The organism is Micromonospora craterilacus (assembly GCF_003236315.1).
Taxonomy (GTDB): Bacteria; Actinomycetota; Actinomycetes; order Mycobacteriales; family Micromonosporaceae; genus Micromonospora; species Micromonospora craterilacus.
On sequence record NZ_POTY01000106.1, the window covers coordinates 1 to 22663 of the forward strand.

Annotated in this window: 23 protein-coding genes; 9 read left to right on the forward strand and 14 right to left on the reverse strand. The window is 72.4% G+C overall.

What is annotated here, in order from left to right:
- Nucleotides 1-67: 67 nt before the first annotated feature.
- On the reverse strand, nucleotides 68-397 hold the full coding sequence (locus C1I95_RS17765; RefSeq protein WP_111214933.1) for a hypothetical protein: 330 nt from the start codon (nucleotides 395-397) through the stop codon (nucleotides 68-70).
- A gap of 312 nt (nucleotides 398-709) precedes the next feature.
- Here C1I95_RS17765 and C1I95_RS17770 point away from each other — a divergent pair, with 312 nt between their 5' ends.
- Nucleotides 710-1201 carry a DUF3145 domain-containing protein gene (locus C1I95_RS17770; protein ID WP_111214934.1) on the forward strand — a complete coding sequence of 164 codons (492 nt, stop codon included), beginning with the start codon at nucleotides 710-712 and terminating at the stop codon, nucleotides 1199-1201.
- A gap of 125 nt (nucleotides 1202-1326) precedes the next feature.
- Complete coding sequence (locus tag C1I95_RS17775) at nucleotides 1327-3060, forward strand: glycoside hydrolase family 3 protein (RefSeq protein ID WP_111214935.1); 1734 nt, start codon at nucleotides 1327-1329, stop codon at nucleotides 3058-3060.
- Between the two features lie 9 nt (nucleotides 3061-3069).
- Here the strand turns inward: C1I95_RS17775 and C1I95_RS17780 are convergent, their stop codons facing one another.
- The 8 genes from C1I95_RS17780 to C1I95_RS17815 form a co-directional block, all read right to left on the reverse strand.
- Nucleotides 3070-3444, reverse strand: a complete 375-nt coding sequence (locus tag C1I95_RS17780; RefSeq protein ID WP_267900704.1) for a lipoprotein — start codon at nucleotides 3442-3444, stop codon at nucleotides 3070-3072.
- Between the two features lie 18 nt (nucleotides 3445-3462).
- On the reverse strand, nucleotides 3463-4356 hold the full coding sequence (locus C1I95_RS17785; protein WP_199523798.1) for a helix-turn-helix domain-containing protein: 894 nt from the start codon (nucleotides 4354-4356) through the stop codon (nucleotides 3463-3465).
- Between the two features lie 104 nt (nucleotides 4357-4460).
- Nucleotides 4461-5885 (reverse strand): acyl-CoA carboxylase subunit beta, encoded by a 1425-nt coding sequence (locus C1I95_RS17790; RefSeq protein WP_111214937.1) that lies wholly within the window; start codon nucleotides 5883-5885, stop codon nucleotides 4461-4463.
- A gap of 23 nt (nucleotides 5886-5908) precedes the next feature.
- Nucleotides 5909-7135 carry a beta-ketoacyl-ACP synthase II gene (gene fabF / locus C1I95_RS17795; RefSeq protein WP_111214938.1) on the reverse strand — a complete coding sequence of 409 codons (1227 nt, stop codon included), beginning with the start codon at nucleotides 7133-7135 and terminating at the stop codon, nucleotides 5909-5911.
- 2 nt (nucleotides 7136-7137) lie between these two features.
- Complete coding sequence (locus C1I95_RS17800) at nucleotides 7138-7377, reverse strand: acyl carrier protein (RefSeq protein WP_007072348.1); 240 nt, start codon at nucleotides 7375-7377, stop codon at nucleotides 7138-7140.
- Nucleotides 7378-7460: 83 nt separating this feature from the next.
- Nucleotides 7461-8405, reverse strand: coding sequence for a beta-ketoacyl-ACP synthase III (locus C1I95_RS17805; protein WP_111214939.1), 945 nt, complete (start codon nucleotides 8403-8405; stop codon nucleotides 7461-7463).
- Nucleotides 8402-9571, reverse strand: coding sequence for an acyltransferase domain-containing protein (locus C1I95_RS17810; RefSeq protein WP_111214940.1), 1170 nt, complete (start codon nucleotides 9569-9571; stop codon nucleotides 8402-8404). Before C1I95_RS17810 ends, C1I95_RS17805 begins: the two co-directional genes overlap by 4 nt.
- Before the next feature lie 78 nt (nucleotides 9572-9649).
- Nucleotides 9650-10933 carry a PucR family transcriptional regulator gene (locus C1I95_RS17815; RefSeq protein WP_325048843.1) on the reverse strand — a complete coding sequence of 428 codons (1284 nt, stop codon included), beginning with the start codon at nucleotides 10931-10933 and terminating at the stop codon, nucleotides 9650-9652.
- A 144-nt stretch (nucleotides 10934-11077) separates the two neighbouring features.
- On the opposite strand from C1I95_RS17815, the gene C1I95_RS17820 reads away from it, so the two are divergent.
- Both C1I95_RS17820 and C1I95_RS35285 read left to right on the forward strand, forming a co-directional pair.
- Nucleotides 11078-11470, forward strand: coding sequence for a hypothetical protein (locus tag C1I95_RS17820; protein ID WP_111214942.1), 393 nt, complete (start codon nucleotides 11078-11080; stop codon nucleotides 11468-11470).
- Nucleotides 11464-11613 carry a hypothetical protein gene (locus tag C1I95_RS35285; protein WP_158566419.1) on the forward strand — a complete coding sequence of 50 codons (150 nt, stop codon included), beginning with the start codon at nucleotides 11464-11466 and terminating at the stop codon, nucleotides 11611-11613. Before C1I95_RS17820 ends, C1I95_RS35285 begins: the two co-directional genes overlap by 7 nt.
- 20 nt (nucleotides 11614-11633) lie before the next feature.
- Here the strand turns inward: C1I95_RS35285 and C1I95_RS17825 are convergent, their stop codons facing one another.
- Nucleotides 11634-12284: a hypothetical protein gene (locus C1I95_RS17825; RefSeq protein ID WP_111214943.1), complete on the reverse strand. Its 651-nt coding sequence runs from the start codon at nucleotides 12282-12284 to the stop codon at nucleotides 11634-11636.
- Nucleotides 12285-12528: 244 nt separating this feature from the next.
- Between C1I95_RS17825 and C1I95_RS17830 the strand changes: the two genes are divergently transcribed.
- The gene (locus C1I95_RS17830) at nucleotides 12529-13131 is read left to right on the forward strand and encodes a copper resistance CopC family protein (protein ID WP_233513722.1); all 603 of its coding nucleotides are present in this window, start codon (nucleotides 12529-12531) and stop codon (nucleotides 13129-13131) included.
- Between the two features lie 110 nt (nucleotides 13132-13241).
- On the opposite strand, the gene gltX is transcribed toward C1I95_RS17830, so the two are convergent.
- From gltX to C1I95_RS17845, 3 genes are all read right to left on the reverse strand, one after another.
- Complete coding sequence (gene gltX / locus C1I95_RS17835; protein WP_111214944.1) at nucleotides 13242-14651, reverse strand: glutamate--tRNA ligase; 1410 nt, start codon at nucleotides 14649-14651, stop codon at nucleotides 13242-13244.
- A gap of 94 nt (nucleotides 14652-14745) precedes the next feature.
- On the reverse strand, nucleotides 14746-16017 hold the full coding sequence (locus C1I95_RS17840; RefSeq protein ID WP_111214945.1) for an MFS transporter: 1272 nt from the start codon (nucleotides 16015-16017) through the stop codon (nucleotides 14746-14748).
- Nucleotides 16014-17363 (reverse strand): GH1 family beta-glucosidase, encoded by a 1350-nt coding sequence (locus C1I95_RS17845; protein WP_233513723.1) that lies wholly within the window; start codon nucleotides 17361-17363, stop codon nucleotides 16014-16016. The genes C1I95_RS17840 and C1I95_RS17845 overlap by 4 nt, the downstream gene beginning before the upstream one ends.
- A gap of 185 nt (nucleotides 17364-17548) precedes the next feature.
- On the opposite strand from C1I95_RS17845, the gene C1I95_RS17850 reads away from it, so the two are divergent.
- A complete protein-coding gene (locus C1I95_RS17850; RefSeq protein ID WP_111214946.1) occupies nucleotides 17549-17995 on the forward strand; it encodes an SRPBCC family protein in 447 nt (148 codons plus the stop codon).
- Nucleotides 17996-18204: 209 nt separating this feature from the next.
- On the opposite strand, the gene aceE is transcribed toward C1I95_RS17850, so the two are convergent.
- Nucleotides 18205-20949 carry a pyruvate dehydrogenase (acetyl-transferring), homodimeric type gene (aceE, locus tag C1I95_RS17855; RefSeq protein WP_111214947.1) on the reverse strand — a complete coding sequence of 915 codons (2745 nt, stop codon included), beginning with the start codon at nucleotides 20947-20949 and terminating at the stop codon, nucleotides 18205-18207.
- A gap of 151 nt (nucleotides 20950-21100) precedes the next feature.
- Here aceE and C1I95_RS17860 point away from each other — a divergent pair, with 151 nt between their 5' ends.
- The 3 genes from C1I95_RS17860 to C1I95_RS17870 all read left to right on the forward strand — a co-directional run bounded on the left by C1I95_RS17860 (nucleotide 21101) and on the right by C1I95_RS17870 (nucleotide 22663).
- Entirely contained in the window at nucleotides 21101-21634 is a 534-nt protein-coding gene (locus C1I95_RS17860) for a hypothetical protein (RefSeq protein WP_146605754.1), read from the forward strand.
- Between the two features lie 53 nt (nucleotides 21635-21687).
- Entirely contained in the window at nucleotides 21688-22092 is a 405-nt protein-coding gene (locus C1I95_RS17865) for a YjbQ family protein (RefSeq protein WP_199523799.1), read from the forward strand.
- An 88-nt stretch (nucleotides 22093-22180) separates the two neighbouring features.
- A complete protein-coding gene (locus C1I95_RS17870; RefSeq protein ID WP_111214953.1) occupies nucleotides 22181-22663 on the forward strand; it encodes a MarR family winged helix-turn-helix transcriptional regulator in 483 nt (160 codons plus the stop codon).

The window sequence follows — 22663 nt, forward strand, 5'->3', positions numbered from 1 at the left end:
GAGGGGGAGATGTGCGAACGCCCGCCGGCGGGGCCGGCGGGCGTTCGTGTGGTGCCTGGGGAGGGGCTCAGCCCTCGAAGACGCCGGCCTCGACCAGGCGCTTCTCGGTGGCGTCCCAGCCGTCGCCCGGGTGGAGGACGTTGAGGTTGTTGATCTCCGCCCGGATCTTGGTGGCGTGACCGGCGGTGGCCAGCGTCCGGATCTCCTCGATGAAGGCCTCGGAGTCGGTGCGCAGGTGCGCGGTCTTGCCGTTGGTCAGGTTCCGCACGTAGGCGTGCTTGCCGCCGTTGAGCGGGATGACGTACTTGAACTCGCCCAGCACGCTGAGTGCGCCACCCTGGCCAGCCTGGCCGGCCCGGACTGACGCGCGCGCGGTCTTAGAGGTGTTGCTCGCCACGGAGGTACTCCTTGCAAGACGTACGGAGGACGGGTATGTCCGGGGGCTGTGCGGGTGACACCGGAGGGGTGACCCCGCGAAAGACGTACGCGGCACAGGCCGCCGATGGAACTGTACACGACCCACGATCCCGGCTGGTCATCGCGGCGTCACGAGGTGGAACGGCAGTCACCTGTCCGGGTATTCCGGCCGGCGGATTCGGCGATTCCCTGGCGCACCATCCGTCACACCAGTCATCATGTGTTCCAAGCAACGCACCCGGCCCGGGTGAGGTCGTAGGGGAAGACGCACCTCGCTCTCCGGGAGGTCACCGTGCCAACGCGTGGCGTCGTATATGTCCACTCGACCCCGCTCGCCGTGTGCTCACACGTCGAGTGGGCGATCGCGCGCGTCCTCGCCGCGCCGGTCAATCTGCAGTGGACGGCTCAACCCGTCGATCCCGGCTCCCGCCGGGCCGAGTGCGGGTGGTCCGGCCGCCCGGGAACGGGCGCCGAACTGGCCGCTGCCCTCCGGCAGTGGCCCATGATCCGTTTCGAGGTAACCGAGGAGCCCAGTCCGGGGGCCGACGGCGAACGCTTCATGTACGTCCCAGGCCGAGGGCTGTTCCGGGCCACCGTCGGCGCCGCCGGGGACATTCAGCTCGGCGAGGACCGACTACGCAGCATCATGGCGGCCGCGCGGGGGCCGGAGGCCCTCGCGCACGCCCTCGACAAGGCGCTCGGCAGCGCGTGGGACGCCGAGCTGGAGCCGTACCGCTACGCCGGGGACGGCGCGCCGGTGACCCTGCTCACCCGGGTCGGCTGAGCGGCCCACGGCGACGGCTCGGGGTCGGCTGAGCGGTTCAGGGCGACGGCCCGGGGTCGGCTGAGCGACCCGGGGCGACGGCCTGGGCAAGGTCGAGTTGCCCCGATACGCGGTGAGCTGGTGGGATGGTCCGCGTGTCGCCTACCCCTCGGCGCGTCACCGCCGCGCTTGTCGCCGTGATCGCACTGCTCGGCTCCGGGTGCTCCGCGCCCGGGCAGCGACCGGGCTCGGCCCCGTCGTCCGCCCCGGCCACGGATCCCGCCCCGCCGTCGAGCGCGCCGCCGGACGATCCGGCCACCCGGGCCGCCGCGCTGATCGCCGACCTCGCCGACGAGGACCTGGTCGGCCAGGTGCTGATGCCCTACGCGTACGGCGACCGGGCGACCGAGGTCTCGGCCGGCTCGGCGACCGGCAACCAGGCCCTGGCCGGCGTGGACACCCCGGCTGAAATGATCGAGAAGTACCGCCTCGGCGGGCTGATCCTGGTGGGCTTCAGCGCGGACGACCCCACCCAGAGCAACCAGGCGACCACCAACGTCGACAACCCGAAGCAGGTCCGGGAGCTGACCACCGGGCTGCGTACGGCCGCCGGGAAGCTGCCCGCCGGGGCGGCGCCCTTCCTGATCGGCACCGACCAGGAGTACGGGGTGGTCACCCGGATCACCGACGGGGTGACCATGCTGCCCAGCGCGCTCGCCGCCGGCGCCGCCGGTGACCCTGCGTTGACCGAGGCCGCCTGGCGGGCCGCCGGCACCGAACTCGCCGCGATGGGGATCAACCTCGACTTCGCGCCGGTCGCCGACGTACTGGTCACCCGCAGCACGGTGATCGGGTCCCGGTCGTTCGGCGCGGACCCGCAGCGGGCGGCGGAGCAGGTCGGCGGCGCGGTGCGGGGGTTGCAGGCGGCCGGTGTGGCGGCCACCGTCAAGCACTTCCCGGGGCACGGCCACAGCGCCGACGACTCGCACAAGGACCTGCCCGTGCTCGGCCAGCCGCGCAAGACGCTGGAGACCGAGGCGTGGCCGCCGTTCACCGCCGGCATCGAGGCCGGGGCCCTGGCGGTGATGTCCGCCCACCTCGACGTGCAGTCGGTCGACCCGGGCGTGGCCGCCACCTTCTCGTACAAGCTGCTCACCGAGGTGCTGCGCGGGCAACTCGGCTTCCAGGGCGTGGTCATCACCGACGGGATGAACATGCCGCCGGCCCGCCGCTGGTCACCGGGGGAGGCCGCGGTACGCGCGCTGAAGGCCGGCAACGACCTGATCCTCATGCCGCCGAACGTCGGCCAGGCGTACGACGGGCTGCTGGCGGCGCTGCGGGACGGCTCGCTGCCCCGGGCCCGGCTGGTGGAGGCGGCCACCCGCGTGCTGACCATGAAGTTCACCCTGGCCGGCGGGGAGCAGCCGGAGCTGTCCACGCTGAACACCCCGGCGCACCGGAAGGCGGCCGGTGCGCTGGCCGCCGCCGCGGTCACCGTGCTGCGCGGCCGGTGCGACAGCACCGGGGTGCGTGGCCCGGTCACGGTCACCTCCTCCGGCGGCCGGGCGCACACCCGGGCCGCGTTGACCGAGGCGCTGACCGCGGCCGGGGTGAAGGTGGTGCCCAGCGGCGGCACCGTCGTCCACCTGGTCGGGTACGGCGACGGCGCCGCCGACCTGCGGGACGACGCGGCCGTCACGGTCGCCATGGACACCCCGTACGTGCTGGCCCGGGCGACGTCGCCGACCCTGCTGGCCACCTACTCGTCGAGCCGGGCCTCGATGGCCGCGCTCGCCGACGTGCTCGCCGGCAAGGCCAGCCCGCCGGGGCGTTCCCCGGTCAAGGTGACCGGGCTGCCCGCCACCACCTGCCCGGACTGACGCCGCGGATCAGGCCGGGCCGGCGATGGTGTCGCGGGCCAGTCGGTACGCCGGCAGCAGGTCGGTCGGCTCGCCGAAGCTGGTGCTGCTCGCCTCGACCAGCACCGTCCGGTCACCCACCTCGACGGCCAGCGCCCACTCCCGGATGTCCTCGTCGGCCAGCATCCGCCGACTCAGCCAGGTCGCCTCGACCACGTCGAGGTCACCGGCGCGGGTCTCGCGGTATTGCGGCTCGGTCAGCCCCTCCCCGGCGTTGACGAACGCCTCCAGCGCCTGCCGGGCCGGGATGCCGGTGCCGTCGATGGTCCACACCCGCACGAAACCCGGGGTGACCGCTCGGCCGTCCAGCTCGCAGCGCACGGTCGACCCGCCGCGCCGGGTCAGCGCCCGAGGTCAAATCCTTCAGCGGCTCGCCCGCAGCGCGGCGATCAGCCACTCCACCACCGGCACGGCGGGCGGGAACGGTGGCCGACGGTTGAGCACCCCGATGAGCTGCCAGTACCGCTCCACCCGGCGGTCGGTGAACGTGGCCATCTCCTCGGCCAGCCGGCGTCGCTCCGGCGCGGAGAGCGTCGGGTCGACCATCTCGTCCAGCACCGCCCGCGCCTGGTCGGAGTCGGGGGTGACACCGGCGTCGAGCGCCTGGCGGGCCACCTCGATCGACCGCAGCGGCTCCGGGGGTGGGGTGGCGGCCTCTGCCGACCCGGCCTCCGCCATCTCGCGTACCCGGCGACGGAAGTCCGGGTCGGCGACCAGTTCGGCGAGTTCCAGCCAGGCGTCCACCTCGGCGTCGCTGGGCTCGTCGGGTAGCTCCGCGGGCATCGTGCGCATCGCCTGGGCCAGGCCGGCGTCGGGACCGCCGTCGAGGCCGGCGAAGACCTCGGCGACGAAGTCGTCGATGATCTGCTGCCGCTCCTGAGCGGAGAGGCGGGCCAGGTCGTTCATCAGTCTCAACTCCTCGGTCGTACTGCCACGTCGGGTGACCGACCGCAGCACCGCCCGGCGCAGCCGCAGCGTCCGGATCTCCGTGTCGAGCGCCCGGACGTGCGCCTGCGCCACCTCCCGGACGCTGGTCTGCCGTTCCAGGATCCGACGCACGTCGTCCAGGCCGATCCCCAGATCACGTAGGCTGCGCAGCAGCTCCAGCCGGGCCACCGCGACCGCGTCGTAGAGCCGGTAGCCACCGCCGGAGCGAGTGGTCGGGGACAGCAGGTCCAGGTCGGACCAGAAGCGGATGGTCCGCACGGACAGCCCGGTCCGGCGCGCCAGCTGCCCGATGGTGAACAGGTCGGTCACCAGGTCACTCTGCACGTTCCAGCCGCTGGAGGGTCAAGCGGAGCACGACGAGGCCCCCGGGCCGACACCCGGAGGCGTCGGCCGGGGGCCGGTACGTCGATCTGCTACAGCGGGATGTTGCCGTGCGCACCACGGGCGGCCGGCGCGGACGCCAGGGCCTCGGCGAGCCGCCGGCGGGTCTGCTCCGGCGTGATCACGTCGTCCACCACGCCGATCTCCAGCGCCCGGTTCACGCCACCGGCGACCCGGGTCTGCTCCTCGATCAGCTGGGCGCGCAGCGCCTCCCGCTCCTCGGCCGGTGCCGCGGCCAGCTTCTTGCGGTGCAGGATGTTCACCGCCGCGCTGGCCCCCATCACCGCGACCTCCGCGTTCGGCCAGGCGAACACCGCGGTCGCACCGAGCGAGCGGGAGTTCATCGCGATGTACGCCCCGCCGTACGCCTTGCGGGTCACCAGGGTCACCCGCGGCACCACCGCCTCGGCGAAGGCGTGCAGCAGCTTGGCCCCCCGGCGCACCACGCCGTCCCACTCCTGGCCCAGCCCGGGCAGGTAGCCCGGCACGTCGACCAGCACGATCAGTGGTACGCCGAGCGAGTCGCACATCCGCACGAACCGGGCCGCCTTCTCGGCGCTGGACGCGTCGAGGCAGCCACCGAGGCGCAGCGGGTTGTTCGCGATGACGCCGACCGTGCGGCCGGCGAACCGGCCCAGCGTGGTGACGACGTTCGGTGCCCACTTGGCGTGCAGTTCCACGCCCGGTGCGTCGAGCAGTGCCTTGACCACCGGCCTGACGTCGTACGCCCGATTGGCCTCGGCCGGCATCCTCGCGGCCAGGTCGTGCCCGCCCTCGGCGGTGGCGGGCACGTCGTCGGGGGACAGCCGGCCCTGGCGGCCGAGCAGCGCGGCGAGTCTGCGCGACTCGGCCATCGCCTGCTCGTCGTCGGAGCAGGTCACGTGCACCACGCCGGAGCGCCGGCCGTGCGGCTCGGGGCCACCGAGGCGCTCCATGTCGACCTGCTCGCCGGTGACGCTGCGGACCACCTCGGGACCGGTCACGAAGATCCGGCCCGCACCGCTCATCACCACGACGTCGGTCAGCGCCGGCCCGTACGCCGCGCCACCGGCCGCCGGGCCGAGCACCACGGAGATCTGCGGCACCCGGCCGGAGGCCCGGACCATGGCGGCGAACACCTGCCCGACGGCGTCGAGCGCGACCACGCCCTCGGCCAGCCGGGCACCGCCGGAGTGCCAGAGGCCGAGCACCGGCACCCGCTCCCGTACCCCGGTGTCGATAGCGTCGACGATGTGCCGGCACCCGTCGGTGCCCATCGCCCCACCCATCCTCGTCGCGTCGGTGGCGTACGCGATCGCGGGCGTGCCCTCGATCTCGCCACGCGCCCAGAGCACGCCCGAGGTGTCCCGGGGCGCCAGCAGGCGCAGCGACCCAGCGTCGAAGAGGGCACGGAGCCGAACCTCGGGGTCCCGATGATCCACGGCGGATGTCTCGGCACCGGCAACGGTGCTACTCACGTGCGCCTCCCCGGCTGTGGGGCTCAGTCCCGGGTGAAGACCAGAGCCACGTTGTGACCGCCGAAGCCGAACGAGTTGTTCAGCGCGGCGGGGATGTCCAGCTGGCGTGCCTTGCCGGCGACCACCTCGAGGTCGAGGCCGTCGTCCGGGTCGTCCAGGTTGATCGTCGGCGGCACCACGCTGTCGCGGATGGCCAGGATCGTCGCGATCGACTCCAGCGCGCCGGCCGCGCCGAGCAGGTGCCCGGACATCGACTTGGTGGCGGTCAGCACCGGATGGTCACCCAGGGCGCGGTGCAGCGCCTTGATCTCGGCCAGGTCGCCCACCGGCGTCGACGTGGCGTGCGCGTTGACGTGGGTGATGTCGGCCTTGGCCACGCCCGCGTCGGCGATCGCCTTGGCGATGGCCCGGATCGCGCCGGCCCCCTCCGGGTGCGGCTGGACGATGTCGTAGCCGTCGGAGGTGATGCCGGCCCCGGCCAGCCGCGCGTACACCCGGGCGCCCCGGGCGGCGGCGTGCTCGGCCCGCTCCAGCACCACGATGCCGGCGCCCTCGCCGAGGACGAATCCGTCCCGGTTCTTGTCCCACGGCCGGGAGGCCCGCTCCGGCTCGTCGTTGCGGGTCGACATGGCCCGCATCGAGGCGAAGCCGGCGATCGGCAGCGGGTGGATCACCGCTTCGGTGCCGCCGGCCACCACCACGTCGGCGCGGCCGGCCCGGATCATGTCCAGGCCCAGCGCGATCGCCTCCGCGCCGGTGGCGCAGGCGCTGGCCACCGAGTGCACGCCGGCCTGCGCACCGAGTTCCAGGCCCACCCAGGCGGCCGGGCCGTTGGGCATCAGCATGGGCACGGTGTGCGGGGACACCCGGCGGGGGCCGGAGGCCTCCAGGATGTCGTCCTGCGCGAGCAGGGTCACGGCGCCGCCGATGCCGGAGCCGACGCTGACGCCCAGCCGCTCCGGGTCCAACCCGGAGTCGGCCAGGCCGGCGTCCGCCCAGGCCTGATGGGCGGCGATCAGTGCGATCGCCTCGGAGCGGTCCAGCCGGCGCAGTTTGACCCGGTCCAGCAGATTGGCCGGATCGACCGCGAGCTGGCCGGCGATCCGGACCGGCAGCTGCGCGGCCCACTCCTGGGTGAGCGCACTCACCCCGGAGCGGCCGGCGAGCATGGCGTCCCAGGTCGACGCGACGTCCCCGCCCAGCGGGGTGGTCGCGCCGAGCCCGGTGACGACGACGTCGGTGCGACTCATGATCAGGACTGCGCCTCGATGTAGCTGACGGCGTCCCCGACCGTCTTGAGGTTCTGCACCTCGTTGTCCGGGATCTTGACGCCGAACTTCTCCTCGGCCGCCACCACGACCTCCACCATGGAGAGCGAGTCGACGTCCAGGTCGTCGGTGAAGGACTTCCCCTCGGCCACGTCGTCCGGGTTCACCCCGGCAACCTCTTCGAGGATCTCGGCGAGGCCGGCGGTGATCTCGTCACGGGTCATTGCGGTTGGTTCCTCTCATCGGGTTTCTCTCGACGGCGGCGACGCCGCCTGTCGCTCCTCGGCGCTGGCGCGCCGTGGGGGTATCAGGGGCAGCGGACGACCTGACCGGCGTAGGTCAGGCCGCCGCCGAAGCCGAACAGCAGCACCGGTGCGCCCGAGGGCACCTCGCGGCGCTCGACCAGCTTGGACAGGGCCAGCGGGATGCTGGCCGCGGAGGTGTTGCCGGACTCGACGATGTCCTTGGCGATGATCGCCTGCGGGATGTTCAGCCGCTTGGCGATCCCGTCGATGATCCGGGAGTTGGCCTGGTGCGGGACGAACGCGGCCAGCTCGGACGGGTCGACCCCGGCCCGCTCGCACGCCTGCAACGCCAGCGGGGCCAGCGCCGTGGTGGCCCAGCGGAACACCGTCTGGCCCTCCTGCGCGACGTACGGCCGCCAGCCCTCGATGCGTACCGCGTCGCCGCGCTCGGGCACCGAGCCCCAGACCACCGGGCCCACGCCGGCCGACTCGTCCTCGGCGGCGGCGGTGACCACGGCGGCGCCCGCGCCATCGGCGAAGATGATGCAGGTGGAGCGGTCGGTCCAGTCGGTGAACTCGGACAGCTTCTCGGCACCGATCACGATCGCGTTGCGGGTCGCACCGGCCCGGATCGCGTGGTCCACGATGCCCAGGCCGTACGCGAAGCCGGAGCAGGCGGTGTTGACGTCGAACGCCCCGGGCGAGTTGATGCCCAGCTTGGCCGCGACCCGGCAGGCCACGTTCGGGCTGCGGTCGACCGAGGTGCAGGTGGCGACCACGACCAGGTCGATGTCGGCGGCGGTCAGGCCGGAGTTGGCCAGCGCCTTGTCGGCGGCGGCCGCGGCCATGTCGGCGACCGTCTCGTCACCGGCGATCCGCCGGGAGACGATGCCGACCCGGTCCCGGATCCACTCGTCACTGGTCTCCACCAGCTGGGCGATCTCGTCGTTGGTCACCACCCGGGACGGCTGGTAGTGCCCCAGCGAGACAATCCTGCTGCCGGTCATGCGTGGCCTCCGATGCGGGCGAGCGGTTGGCCCGGGGCGACCGGGTCGTCGTGGTGGGCGAGCCACTCGGTGAGCACGCCGCTGTCGTGGGCGGTCACCTCGGCCGGACCCTGTCGGGTGGCGACGTGGCCGATGATCTGCCCGGCGCGGACCGTGTCACCCTCGGCGAGCTGCTCGGTGGGCACGAAGGTACCGGCCGAGGGGGCCACCACGACGCGGAACGCGATGGCCGGCTCGTGGCTGGGCGGCATGCCGTGCCGGGCGATCAGGTCGCGCGCGGCGGGCAGGTCGTCCGGCGTGTTCAGGGTGACGATCTCCGGCGCGCCGGCACCCTTGAGCTCGCGCTTGACCAGCCCGGCGAGCGTGCCGGCGGGCGGCAGCTCGATCACGCCGGTCACGCCGAGGTCGGCGAGGGTGGTCATGCAGAGGTCCCAGCGGACCGGGGCGGTGACCTGGCGGACCAGCCGCTGAAGGATCTCCCGGCCGTGGTTGACCGCCGCGCCGTCGAGGTTGGACAGCAGGATCCGGGTCGGGTCGGTCGGGATGATCCCGGCCGCGACCGTGGCCAACGCCGCCTCCGCCGGGGCCATGTACGGGGTGTGGAACGCTCCGGCCACCTGGAGCCGGATGACCCGGGCCCGGGTCGGTGGCTCGGCGGCGAGCTTCTCCAGCCCGGCGACCGCGCCGGCGGCGACGATCTGACCGCTGCCGTTGCGGTTGGCCGGGTACAGCCCGTGCCCGGTGATCGCGGCGACCACCTCGTCCGGGTCGCCGCCGAGCACGGCGGCCATGCTGGTCGGCTCCAGCGCGCAGGCGGCGGCCATCTCCCGGCCGCGTACGCCGGCCAGGGTGATCGCCGTCTCGGCCGGCAGTACGCCGGCCAGCGCCGCCGCGCCGAGCTCACCGACGCTGTGCCCCGCGGTCAGTGCGACGTCGTACATCGGCAGGTGCTCGGCGGCGAGCAGCGCCGCGGCGACCAGCAGCGGTTGGGTCCGGGCGGTGTCCCGGATCTCGTCGGCGTCGGCGGCGGTGCCCAGGTGCACCAGGTCGACGCCGGCCAGCGCGGACCACCAGCGCAACCGGGACTCGGCGCCGGTCAGGTCGAGCCAGGGCGTCAGGAAGCCGGGTTTCTGAGAACCCTGGCCGGGGCAGAGTACGGCGAGCACGTCTATGACTCTCCCGGATACCCATGGGTTGCGCTGTGCCGGCTGCCACCAAACCGCACTAGTACCTTTGGAGAGATCCTACAAAGATTGGCGTTGGTCATCGCCAGACTGTGATCTTTTGCCGACCGGTGGGGTCAATGTCTGGGCTGGCACCACCGGATCCAGCCGGCCCACGGTCAGCGCGACCCGCAGGGCGAAGGCGTCCCGGGCGGTCAGCGGGCTGAAACCGGTGACCTCGGAGATCCGCCGCAACCGGTAGCGCACGGTGTTCGGGTGCACGTACAGCGCCCGCGCGGCGCTCTCCAGCGTACCGCCCGCGGCGAAGAAGGCGTCCAGCGTCTCCAACAGCTCGCCGCCGGCGCGGACCAGCGTCGCGTACACGTCGTGGCGCAGCCTCCGGCGGGCCTCGGCGTCGCCCGCGAGGGCCCGCTCGGGCAGCAGGTCGCCGGCGTGGACCGGCCGGGGCGCGGCCGGCCAGGCCGGCGCCGCCCGGTAGCCGGCCAGCGCCGCCCGGGCCGACTCGGTGGCCTCGTCCAGGCTCGGCACCGCCGGGCCGACCACCACCGGCCCCTCGCCGAAGGCGGTCAGCAGCTTCGCCGTGGCCGCGACCGGCTCCGCCGCCCCGCCGAGCACGATCACCAGGCGGTCGCCGTGCACGCCGCCGATCACCTCGACCCCGATCCGCCGGGCCTGGCGGTAGACGGTGTGCAGCACGGCGTCGACCTCGCCGCCGGGCGACCGGCCGACCGCCACCGCCACCGGCGGCGCGTCCGTCCAGCCGAGCGCGGCGGCCCGGCTGGCCAGCACGTCCGGGGAGTCGCCGCGCAACAGCGCGTCCACCAGCAGGGCCTGTAGGCGGGCGTCCCAGGAACCGCGCGACTCGGCGGCCCGGGCGTACACCCGGGCGGCGGCGAAGGCGATCTCCCGGCTGAACCGCAGCACCGCCTCGCGCAGCTGCGGCTCCTCGCCGGGGGCGGCGAGGTGGCCGACCTGCTCCTCGACCACGTCGATGGTGACCTTGATCAGCGCGACGGTCTGCTGGAGGCTGATCGAGCGGGCCAGCGCCTGCGGCGCCGTGGCGAACACCTCGTCGGAGACCTCCTGGGTGCCTTCCCCGGTCCCGCCGCCGGAGCGCAACCACTGGACCAGGGAGCGGGCACCGGCCTGGGCCACGAGCATCACCCACGACCGCTGGTCGGCGGGCAGCTCCCGGAACCAGGGCAGCGTCTCGTCCATCCGGGCCACGCTGGCCGTGGCCAGCGCCCCGGCCGCGCGCTCGATCCGGCGCAGCGTGGCCGACAGGTCCGTCCCGCCCGACTCACTCACCCGCCTAGCCTGACATGCCCTGACCTGGACCTCCACGGCAGGCGTCGCGGGTGGCCGCGCCGGGGCGCCGAGCCCCGACCTGGGTATGCGCTGCACGGTCCGTCGGGGCCGGCCAGTACGGTGACATTGCACGTCCGGGTGGGCACCGGCGGGTGAGGGCGAGAGCGTGAGGAGAGGCCGATGGCGCACGGGGAGGCCGAGCACGGTTGCGCCCAGGGTGAGCCGTGTCGACCGGGCCTGCACGAGCAGCCGGCCGCCAAGCACCACCGCCGGCCCACCGGCCTGACCCATCCGGTCGAACCGGCCGCCGGGTGGACGCCCGAGCGTCCCGAGGAGGAGAGCCTGCCCGCTCGGCCTCGCGCCGCCGAGCCCGCCGTGCCCCGCCAGCGCGGCCCGGAGCCCGCCGCGCCCCGCCAGCTGGCCGCCGAGCCGTCACCGTCGGGTCAGGCCGAGCCGGCCACTGCCGGCTGCCGCAGCCACCTGCCCGGCTGGGCCGGCGCGCACCGGCACGGCCCGGTCCGCCCGGCGCACCGCAACGCGCGGCGGGAACGTCCCCCACGTCGCTGGTGCTGACCGCGTCGCTGGTGCTGCTGGCCGAGTTGCTGGTGCTGGTCGGGTCGTTCGTGCTGGCCGGGTCGCTGGTGCTGGCTGCGTCGGCGGGGTTGGCCGCGTCGCGCCCCGGTGCCGTGGTCGGTACCGGGGCGCGAGTGGCCTGAGCCGTCGGTCAGCGCATCGATCAGCGGGTCCGGCGGCGGATCAGCAGCGCGATCCCGGCGAGCCCGAGGGTGATCACCAGCATCACCGCGACGTTCAGCAGGAGCAGGCGCCGCAGCTCGCCGAACGCCTCGTTGATGTCCTCGGCGGGGTTGAGCGAGTCCTCCGGGATGATCCGTTCGCCCCCGCCGACCCCGCCGCTGACCGACTCGTACGTCCGCTCCAGCGGCACACCGGCGGTGCGCAGCGTCTCGGACATGCTGACCCGGCCGAGGAACCAGGCCGCCGTGGTCTTGCGGGAGTCCGGCTGCTTGGCCGGCCGGAAGACCCGCGGCCCGCCCACCGCCTCCGGGTAGAGGTCGTAGGTCTGCTTTGGAACGTCGCCGGCCAGCACCACGACCGTGTACTTCGGACCGAGGTCGGCCGCCTTCGGCTTGCCCGACTGGCGGACCAGGGCCCGGAGGGTGACCTGTTCGATGACCGCTACGACGTGCTGGGGATGGGACTCCGCGCGGAGCCGCAACGGCTCGGCCAGCCCGTCCCCGCTGATGTCCACCCCGGCCGGTGGCGCCTTCGGCGCGGCCTTGACCGGCTCGGCGAGGGTGAACGACAACAGCAGCGCCGCGAGTCCGCCAATCGCGACCCCAGCCAGTCGCCTCATCCGTCGGACCATGCCGCCTCCTCGCCCCGTTCGATGGGTGGCTGTGCTGCAGGGGTCACGCGTTGGAAGGTTGACGGCGGTGACCGTACCCACAGGACGGGCCCCACCTCAAAGACTCCGCGGAACGTCGATCGGTTGCAGCTGGTGGAACACTATTTGGAACTATCTGCGATCGCGACTCGACTAACGAGCAGCCGTGGACCAGCGGGCGGATCTTACCTTTGCGGAGGCAATGATGGGGGGCAGGATACCGCGTATGGCGCGGGCCTGGGCAGCTGTTCTCGGCGTGGCGGTCGGCGTGTCGTTGCTGCTGCCGGCGGCGCCGGCAGCCGCGCACAACCAGCTGACCGGCAGCGATCCGCGTGACGGCGCCCGGGTGGCCACCGCACCGGAGCGCATCGAGCTGCGCTTTCTGGCCAAGACCGACCCGGCTACGACGAAGATCACAGTTAACGGGCCGGAGGACGTCGCGGCGGCCGGCGGCGAGCCGCGCTTCTCCGGCAACCGGGTGAGCGTGCCGTTCACCCCCGGCAAGGCGGGCCTGTACACCGTTGGATACGAGCTGTTCTCCGGCGACGGTCACCCGATCACCGGCGAGATCCGGTTCACCCTGACCACCGGTACGCCCGCCGACCCGACCGCGACCCCGGAGCCGACCGCGACCCCGGAGGCCACCGCCGCGGCCACGGCGGAGGCCGAACCGACCCCGACGGAGAGCCCCACACCGAAGCAGGCAACACCCATGCCCAGGGCCGAGTCAACCGGCCCAGGCTGGTGGTGGGCGGGTCTCTCGGCCGTGGTCCTGCTCGCCGTCCTGGCAACCGCTCGACTGCTCCGCAGACGCGCCGCCCGACGCTGAGCACTGCCACACGTCCCGCCGTTGCTCTCGCGTGTCCCGGCGGCCACGGTGTTAAGCGGGGGCCCTTCCTCTACCGCAGGCGTTAATAAGGGCCCCCTTCTTGTCGTCGGTCAGGTGAGGCGGACCCGGGCGGCGCGCAGCCGGGTCAGGGTGCGCTCGGCACCGAGCACCTCCACCGACTCGAACAGCGGCAACCCGACGGTACGGCCGGTGACCGCCACCCGTACCGGGGCCTGTGCCTTGCCGAGTTTGAGGCCGCGGGCCGCGCCGACCGTCTCCAGGGTGGCCTTGAGCGTCTCCGCGTCCCACGACGGCACCGCCTCGAAGGCGGCGATGGCGTCGTCCAGCAGCTCCGCCGAGCCGTCCTTCATCGCCTTCGTCCAGGCCGCCTCGTCGATCAGCGGCGAGGCGACGAAGAGGAAGTCGACGTTCGGCACGATCTCGCTGAGCACCGCGATCCGGGTCTGGGCCAGCGGTGCGACCGCGGCGAACGCGGCCGGGTCGAACTCCTCCGGCTGCCACGGCGGCGGCGCGATGGTGCCGGTGCCGGTCAGCCACGGCTGGCAGACCTCGACGAACTCCTCGATCGGCAGCGCCCGGATGTACTCCCCGTTGAACGCGCGCAGCTTCTTCTCGTCGAAGAACGCCGGTGACGGGTTGACCTCCGCCAGCCGGAACTCGTCCTCGATCACCGACCAGGGCACGATCTCCCGGTCGCCGGAGGGCGCCCAGCCGAGCAGCATCAGGTAGTTGCGCATCGCGGTGGCGAGGTAGCCCTCGTCCCGGTACGCCTCCAGGGCGACCTTGTCGCGGCGCTTGGACAGCTTCTGCCGCTTCTCGTTCACCACCACCGGCACGTGTGCCCAGATCGGCGGCTTGACCCCGAGGGCGTCCCACAGCAGCTGCTGCTTGGGGGTGTTGGGCAGGTGCTCCTCGGCCCGGATCACGTGGGTGATCCCCATGGTCATGTCGTCCACCACGTTGGCCAGCAGGAAGACCGGCGAGCCGTCGCCGCGGGCGATGACGAAGTCCTCGATCAGCTTGTTCTCGAAGGTCGGCTCGCCGCGGATCAGGTCGACGACCACCGTCGCGCCCTCGTCCGGGGTGCGGAAGCGCAGCGCGCGGCCCTCGCCGGGCGGCAACCCGCGGTCGCGGCAGTACCCGTCGTAGCCGGTGTACTGGTTGCCGGTGCGGGCCTGCACCGCCTCCCGGGTGCAGTCGCAGTAGTACGCCCGGCCAGACTCGTACAGCCGCCGCGCGGCGGCCCGGTGCTCGCCGGCGTACGAGGACTGGAAGTAGGGGCCCTCGTAGCTGTCCCGCGAGATGCCGATCCAGTCCAGCGCCGACAGGATGCCCTCGGTCCACTCCGGCTTGTTGCGCGCGGCGTCGGTGTCCTCGATGCGCAGCACGAACACCCCGCCCTGCTGCTTGGCGTAGATCCAGTTCTGCAGCGCCGAGCGGGCACCGCCGACGTGGAACATACCGGTCGGGGAAGGGGCGAAGCGCACACGTACCGTCACGACCCCAGCCTACGACCGCCCGCCTGGATGCAAGGAGGGGCCCCTTGTTATCGCCTGGTGTAGTACCGGGGCCCCCTTTTAACACTGCGGGCGGTCACGGGACGGAACGGATCTTCAACACCAGGACGCTGCCGAGCAGGGTCACCGCGGCGGTGGTCGCGTACAGCGCCGGGTAGCCGCCCAGAAACACCACGATCGGGGCGGAAATGGCCGGGCCGAGCACCTGGGGCGCGGAGTTGGCAATGTTGATCACGCCGAGGTCCTTGGCCCGGTCGGTGGCCCTCGGCAGCACCTGGGTGATCAGGGCGGCGTCCACCGACAGGTACACCCCGTAGCCGGCGCCGAGCAGCAGGGCGGCGGCCAGCGCCATCGGCCAGGTGGGCGCGATGGCCAGCAGCAGCGCCGCCACCGCTATCACCACCCCAGCGGCGATAACGAAGACCTTCCGCTTGCCGGAGCGGTCGGACAGCCGGCCGGCGACCACCGTGGTGGCCATCAGGCCGGCGGTGTAGAGCAGGATCAGCACCAGCAGCCCGCCCTCGGGATCGGCCATCCGCACCTCGTCGGTGAGGAAGTAGAGCAGGTAGAGGGTGCCGAAGGCGTTACCGAGCTGGACCAGGAACCGGGTGATCCAGGCCCAGCCGAAGTCGGGGTGCCGGCGCGGCGACACCCACATTCCCGAGAGCAGGCCGCGCAGCGCCGGCCGGTGCGTGCGGGGCAGTGGGTCATCCGTCGTACGCAGGGCGAACGGCAGCGCGAGCAGCAGCACGGCCGCGGCGATCGCCAGGTACCCGGCAGCGTTGCCGGTGACCACGGCGGTGACCAGCACCACGCCGAGCACCAGCCCCAGCGCCTGGGGGATGCCGACCCAGCCGGAGACGCCGCCGCGCTGCGCGACCGGGACCCGGTCCGGTACGGCGGCGGTCAGGCTGGCCAGCATCGCGTTGAAGCAGACCTGCGCGGCGACCCAGCCGATCGCCACCCCGACCATGGTGCGCGCCTCGGCGAGCAGCACCAGGGCCAGCGCGCCGAGCACCGCGCCGCCGAGGGTCCAGACGTGCCGGCGGCCGAACTCCCGCCCACCCAGCCGCAGGCAGGTCCGGTCGGACAACGCCCCGGCGAGCGGGTTGGCGATCACCGCGGCCAGCGCGCCCAGCCCGGTGACCACCGCCAGCATCGCCTCCTTGCTGGCCGGCGCGATCTGCCCGATCTGCTGCGGCAGCAGCACCTGGATCGGGGTGAAGAACGCCATCCAGACGCCGAGGTTCGCGGCGAACAGCAGCGCGATCCACCCCCGCCGGACCGGCACGGTCGGCTCGGCGAGCGCCGCCGGCAGCGACGTCGGGGTCGGGCCGACGGTGGTCACCGGACCGGTTCCCGCCGGGCCGCCGCGATCACCTCGCGCAGCCAGGCGTACGACGACTTCGGCGTGCGCCGCTGGGTGCGGTAGTCCACGTGCACCAGGCCGAAGCGTTTGGTGAAGCCCTCGGCCCACTCCCAGTTGTCCAGCAGCGACCAGACGAAGTAGCCGGTCACGTCGACCCCGTCGTCGATCGCCGCGCGGACCGCCCGGAGGTGGCCGTCCAGGTAGCCGATCCGGTCCGGGTCGTGCACCTGGCCGTCGGCGTCGACCGCGTCGTCGTAGGCGCAGCCGCTCTCGGTGATCTGGATCGGTGGCAGGTCCGCGCCGTAGCGGCGGTGCAGCCAGCCGAGCAGCTCGCGCAGCCCGTCCGGGACCACCGGCCAGTCGAAGGCGGTACGCGGGTAGCCGGTGAGCGGCACCAGCTCGAACGGGAGCGGCGAGCCCTCCTCGGGCGCGCGTACGCCGGTCGGGTTGTAGTAGTTGACGCCGAGCACGTCGATCGGCGCGGCGATGACGTCGAGGTCGCCGTCGCGGACCACAGCTGTGTCGAAGCCCAGCTCCGGCGGGTATCCGCGACCGAACAGCGGGTCGGTGAACAGCCGGTTGTGCAGCGCCTCGTAGGCCGTCGCGGCGGTGGCGTCGGCCCGGCTGCCGCCGACCACCCGCACCGGCGAGTAGTTGTTGGCGATGGCGACCGGGGCGGCGCTGCGGGCGCGCAGCGCCGCGACCGCGAGGCCGTGGCCGAGCAGTTGGTGATGGGCGACCGGGAAGGCGTCGAAGAGCAGCATCCGGCCGGGCGCGTGTACGCCCATGCCGTGGCCGAGGCTCATGTGGATGAACGGCTCGTTGAGGGTGATCCAGAGCTTGACCCGGTCGCCGAGACGGGCGGCCATCAGGTCGGCGTACTCGGCGAAGCGGTGGGCGGTGTCCCGGTTCAGCCAACCTCCGGCGTCCTCCAGCGGCTGGGGGAGATCCCAGTGGAAGAGCGTGGCGACCGGGTCGATGCCGTGCCCGAGCAGTTCGTCGACCAGCCGGTCGTAGAAGTCCAGCCCGACGGGGTTGACCGTGCCGGCGCCGGTCGGGAGCACCCGGGGCCAGGCCACCGAGAACCGGTACGCGGTGACGCCCAGCCCGGCCATCAGGGCGACGTCCTCGGCGTACCGGTGGTAGTGGTCGCAGGCCACGTCGCCGGTGCTGTCGTCGACGATCCGGCCGGCGGAGTGGGCGAAGGCGTCCCAGATGGACGGTCCGCGCCCGTCGGTGCTGGCGGCGCCCTCGATCTGGTACGCGGACGTGGAGACGCCCCAGCGGAATCCGGTGGGGAATTCGGGCATCGGTGCGGTCGGCATGCGCCCTCCCGGCAAACGCGAAATGTGCTCGGAACTTTAGGGGCTGCCGGGGCTCGGGTCCATAGGCGGATCTGCACCGAAGGGCAATACCTTTCGGCGTGTCTTTTACGAACACGTCCATATACGTCCGTTTTTGCGCATACAGTGCCGATATTGTGGGATGTCCTCACTGGAGGAAGACGGAAATGATCCTCGTGGAACGCAGCGCGCACGTGGCGGCGCCGGTGGAAGCGGTCTGGGATGTGGTGCAGCGGGCCGAGCAGTTGCCGGCCTGGCTGGCCGGGGTCCGTGCGGCCGAGGTCCTCTCGGGGGAGGGCTTCGGTCGGCGGCAGCTGGTCCAGGCCGGACGCGGCGCCGCGCATGAGGCCGAGGTGATCGCCTACCAGGAGCCGACGCTGATCGGCTGGCGCGAACGCGCCAAGGGCGCCGGTGCCCGAGCGGAGGCGCGCACTGAGATATACGTCCAGCTCACGCCGGACGAGGAAGAGGGCGGGACGGTCGTACGGCTCATCGTCGTACGCTGGCCGGCCGGTCCGGTCAAGGCCGCCCTGCTCCGCCTCGGCCTGCGGCGGGTCGGCGCCGATCTGGAGGACTCGCTGGCCCGGCTGACCGACCTGGCCGCCGTCGGCTGAGCGGCCGCGTCCTGGCGTCACCCGCGACGGTGGCGGCCCCGGTGTCCCTACCAGGTGCACCCGGGCCGCCACCGCTTTCGGCCCTGGGCCCGCCGAGGCGTGTTAAGAGTGGGCCCGTTTACTACGCGAGGCGTTAAGAAGGGGCCCTTCCTTGCACCAGGGCCCGGCGCGGTGGCTACCGTGCCGGGCCCGTGGGGTGTGCGGTTGTGCTAGCTGTCGCCGCCGGTCTCGCCGACCGGGGCGGCGTTGACGTCGTCGATGGCGTACTTCTTGGCCGCCTCGGCCGGTACGTGGGCCGGTACCGCCCCGCGCAGCGCGAGCTGGCGCAGCGTCGCGACCGCGACCGACTCCGCGTCGACGTGGAAGTGCCGGCGCAGCGCGTGCCGGGTGTCCGACAGGCCGAACCCGTCGGTGCCCAGCGAGGTCCAGTCGCCGGGGATCCAGCGGGAGATCAGGTCCGGCACCGCGCGCATCCAGTCGCTGACCGCGACCTTCGGCCCCTCGGCGTCGGCCAGCTTCCGCTGGATGTACGGCACCCGCTGCTCGGCGCCCGGGTGCAGGAGGTTGTACTCCTCGCACTCGATGGCGTCCCGGCGCAGCTCGGTCCAGGAGGTCACCGACCAGACGTCGGCGGCCACCCCCCAGTCCTGGGCGAGCAGCTGCTGGGCCTTGAGGGCCCACTGCATGCCGGTGCCGGAGGCCAGCAGGTTCGCCCGGGGCGCGTTCCCGTTCAGTGCGGGCGCGGGGGAGTAGCGGTGGATGCCCTTGACGATGCCCTCGACGTCCACGCCCTCCGGCTCCGCCGGCTGGTGGATCGGCTCGTTGTAGATGGTCAGGTAGTAGAAGACGTTCTCCTGCTCCGTGCCGTACATCCGGTGCAGGCCGCGCTCCATGATGTGCGCGATCTCGAACGCGAACGCCGGGTCGTACGCGACCACCGCCGGGTTGGTGGCCGCGATCAGCAGGGAGTGGCCGTCCTCGTGCTGCAGGCCCTCACCGTTGAGCGTGGTGCGGCCGGCGGTGGCACCGAGCACGAAACCGCGGGCCATCTGGTCGGCCGCCGCCCAGAAGCCGTCGCCGGTGCGCTGGAACCCGAACATCGAGTAGAAGATGTACATCGGGATCATCGGCTCGTCGTGGGTGGCGTACGACGTGCCGGCCGCGGTGAACGAGGCGACCGAGCCGGCCTCGTTGATCCCCTCGTGCAGGATCTGCCCGGCGGTCGACTCCTTGTAGGACAGGAACAGGTCCCGGTCGACCGAGGTGTACCGCTGGCCGTGCGGCGAGTAGATCTTGGCGGTCGGGAAGATCGAGTCCAGGCCGAAGGTACGCGCCTCGTCCGGGATGATCGGCACCCAGCGCTTACCGAACTGCTTGTCCTTCATCAGGTCCTTGAGCAGGCGGACGAAGGCCATCGTGGTGGCCACCTTCTGCTTGCCCGAACCGCGCTTGACGTCGGCGAAGCGCTCGCTGCCCGGGATGTCCAGGGCCTTGGCGCTGGTCCGCCGGGTCGGCAGGTAGCCGCCGAGCTGCTGCCGCCGCTCGTGCAGGTACCGCATCTCGTCGGACTTCTCGTCCGGCCGGTAGTACGGCGGCAGGTACGGGTTCTCCTCCAGCGCCGAGTCCGGGATGTCCAGGTAGAGCCGGTCGCGGAAGGTCTTCAGGTCCTCCAGCGTCAGCTTCTTCATCTGGTGGGTGGCGTTGCGGCCCTCGAAGTGCGAGCCGAGCGTCCAGCCCTTGATGGTCTTGGCCAGGATCACCGTCGGCTGGCCGGTGTGCTCCGTCGCCGCCTTGTAGGCCGCGTAGAGCTTGCGGTAGTCGTGCCCGCCCCGCTTGAGGTTCCAGATCTCGTCGTCGGTCAGACCCTCGACCATCTTGCGGGTACGCGCGTCCCGGCCGAAGAAGTGCTCCCGCACGTACGCCCCGGACTCCGCCTTGTAGGTCTGGTAGTCGCCGTCGGGCGTGGTGTTCATGAGGTTGACCAGTGCGCCGTCGGTGTCGGCGGCGAGCAGCGGGTCCCACTCCCGGCCCCAGACCACCTTGATCACGTTCCAGCCGGCGCCCCGGAAGAACGCCTCCAGCTCCTGCATCACCTTGCCGTTGCCGCGGACCGGGCCGTCGAGGCGCTGGAGGTTGCAGTTGATCACGAAGGTGAGGTTGTCCAGCTCCTCACGGGCGGCCACGCCGATCGCGCCGAGGGTCTCCGGCTCGTCCATCTCGCCGTCCCCGAGGAACGCCCAGACGTGCTGGTCGGAGGTGTCCTTGATGCCCCGGTGGTGCAGGTACCGGTTGAACCGGGCCTGGTAGATGGCGTTCAGCCCGCCCAGCCCCATGGAGACCGTGGGGAACTCCCAGAAGTCCGGCATCAGCCGCGGGTGCGGGTACGACGGGAGGCCGCCGGCCGGGTGCGACAGCTCCTGCCGGAAGCCGTCGAGCTGGTCCTCGCTGAGCCGGCCCTCCAGGAACGCCCGGGCGTACATGCCGGGGGAGGCGTGGCCCTGGTAGAAGATGTGGTCGCCGCCACCCGGGTGGTTCTTGCCCCGGAAGAAGTGGTTGAAGCCCACCTCGTACAGCGAGGCGGAGCTGGCGAAGGTGGAGATGTGGCCGCCGACGCCGATCTCCGGACGCTGCGCTCGGTGCACCAACATCGCCGCGTTCCACCGCACGTACGCCCGGATCCGGCGCTCGACGTGCTCGTCACCGGGGAACCAGGGTTCGCGCTCCGGCGGGATCGAGTTGATGTAGTCGGTGGTGGTCAGCGACGGCACGCCGACCTGGCGCTCGCGGGCGCGCTCCAGCAGACGGAGCATCACGTAGCGGGCTCGCTTGGTGCCACGTTCGTCGATGACACCGTCGAGCGACTCGACCCATTCGCTGGTCTCTTCAGGGTCGATGTCCGGAAGCTGGCTCGGCAGGCCGGCCGTGATCACCGGGCGCTTGCGTTCCGTAGCCACAGGCGTTCCCTCGGTTGTGTGTGGGATAGGTCTCTAGCGCCATCCTGCCCCGTCGTGGCACTCGGCGTCACGTCCACCCGTCCGAAGGGCGACGCTCGACACACGTACTCACCAGTAACTTTACCTGGCGGGGGGCCTCTACCCTCATCGCATGGGTGCAGTCAAAGGCATCGTTGGATTCCTGCTCCTGGCAGGCGCTGCCGGTGCCTTCCTGTGGCGGTCGGAGCTACGCTCTGAAGATCAGTATGGATCTGGTGACGTCCAGCTGCTCCTGCTCACATCCGTCGCGCTCACCATGGGCTTTATCGGCCTGCTGCTGGTCGTGGTACCGCTGTATCTCAAGGCCCTGACGCGATACGGCCAGTGGTACCAGCGCCGGAGCGGTCAGGGCGGCGGGGCGATTCCCCAGTCCTCGTCACCGCAACAGATGTCCGGACCCGATGCCGGCTCCGGTCCGACAGAGCCACGCCGCATCGGCAGTTCCGGTCGGGTGTACGCCGTCGCCGACGCGCTGGGTTCCGGCGAGCAGTCGAGCGATACCGGCCCTGGTTCCGTCGGCAGCGAAGGGGACTCTTCCGGTGGTGGCTCATCCGGTGGTGGTGACTCCTCGGGTGGTGGCTCTTCCGGTGGTGGTGACTTCTCCGGTGGTGGTTCTTCCGGTGGTGGTGGCTCCGGCGGGTACTGAGAGGTTCGGGGTACATCGGCACCAGCATCTGGACTGCCGGCAGAATGCGACGTATGCGCAGTGAGGTGATCAGCGTCCGGACCGGTTCCCGGCCGACCGTCCGGGACATCACCACCGAGGCCGAACAGTTCGTCTCCGGCCAGGGTGACGGGCTGCTGCACGTGTTCGTGCCGCACGCCACCGCCGGGGTGGCCATCATCGAGACCGGTTCCGGCTCGGACGACGACCTGCTCACCGCGCTGGACGACCTGCTGCCCGCCGACGACCGGTGGCGGCACCGGCACGGCTCGCCGGGACACGGACGCGACCATGTGCTGCCCGCCTTCGTCGCCCCGTACGCCACCCTGCCGGTGCTGGGCGGTCGCCTCGCGCTGGGCACCTGGCAGTCGGTCTGCCTGGTCGACACCAACGGCGACAACAGCAGCCGGCAGGTCCGGTTCTCCTTCCTGCCCGGCTGATTCTCCTTCCCGCCTCAGGCTGACGTGCCGCCTGAGCAGCCCGATCGCAGGAATGATCGACTGGTCGGTCGTCAGTAGGATGCGGGCCATGGCGCAGCTCACCGTCCCCCGCACCGGCCCCGAGCCGGGCGACCGCGCCGGGCTGGCCGGCGACACGGTGCGCCGCCTGATGCACGTCGCCGCCGCGCTGCGGCACCACCAGGATCTCGACATAGCCGCGCTGGGGCTGACCCCGGCGGTCGCCCGCGCCCTCTTCCAGCTCGACCCGGATCGCCCGCTGCCCGCCCGCGAGCTGGCCGACCAGCTGCGGTGCGACCGGTCCAACGTCACCGCCCTGGTCGACAAGCTGGAGCAGGCCGGGCTGGTCGAGCGCCGCGTCGACCCGGCCGACCGGCGGCAGAAGGCGCTGCTGGTGACCGAGGCCGGCCGGCGGATGCGCGAGCAGGTGCACCGCGTACTGTCCGACTCCCGACTCTTGACCGGGCTGACCACCGAGGAGCTGACCACCCTCCGGGAGCTGGTCTGGAAGGTCTCCGACGCCGGCTACCCAGAACCCTGCGTCCCCCAGTAG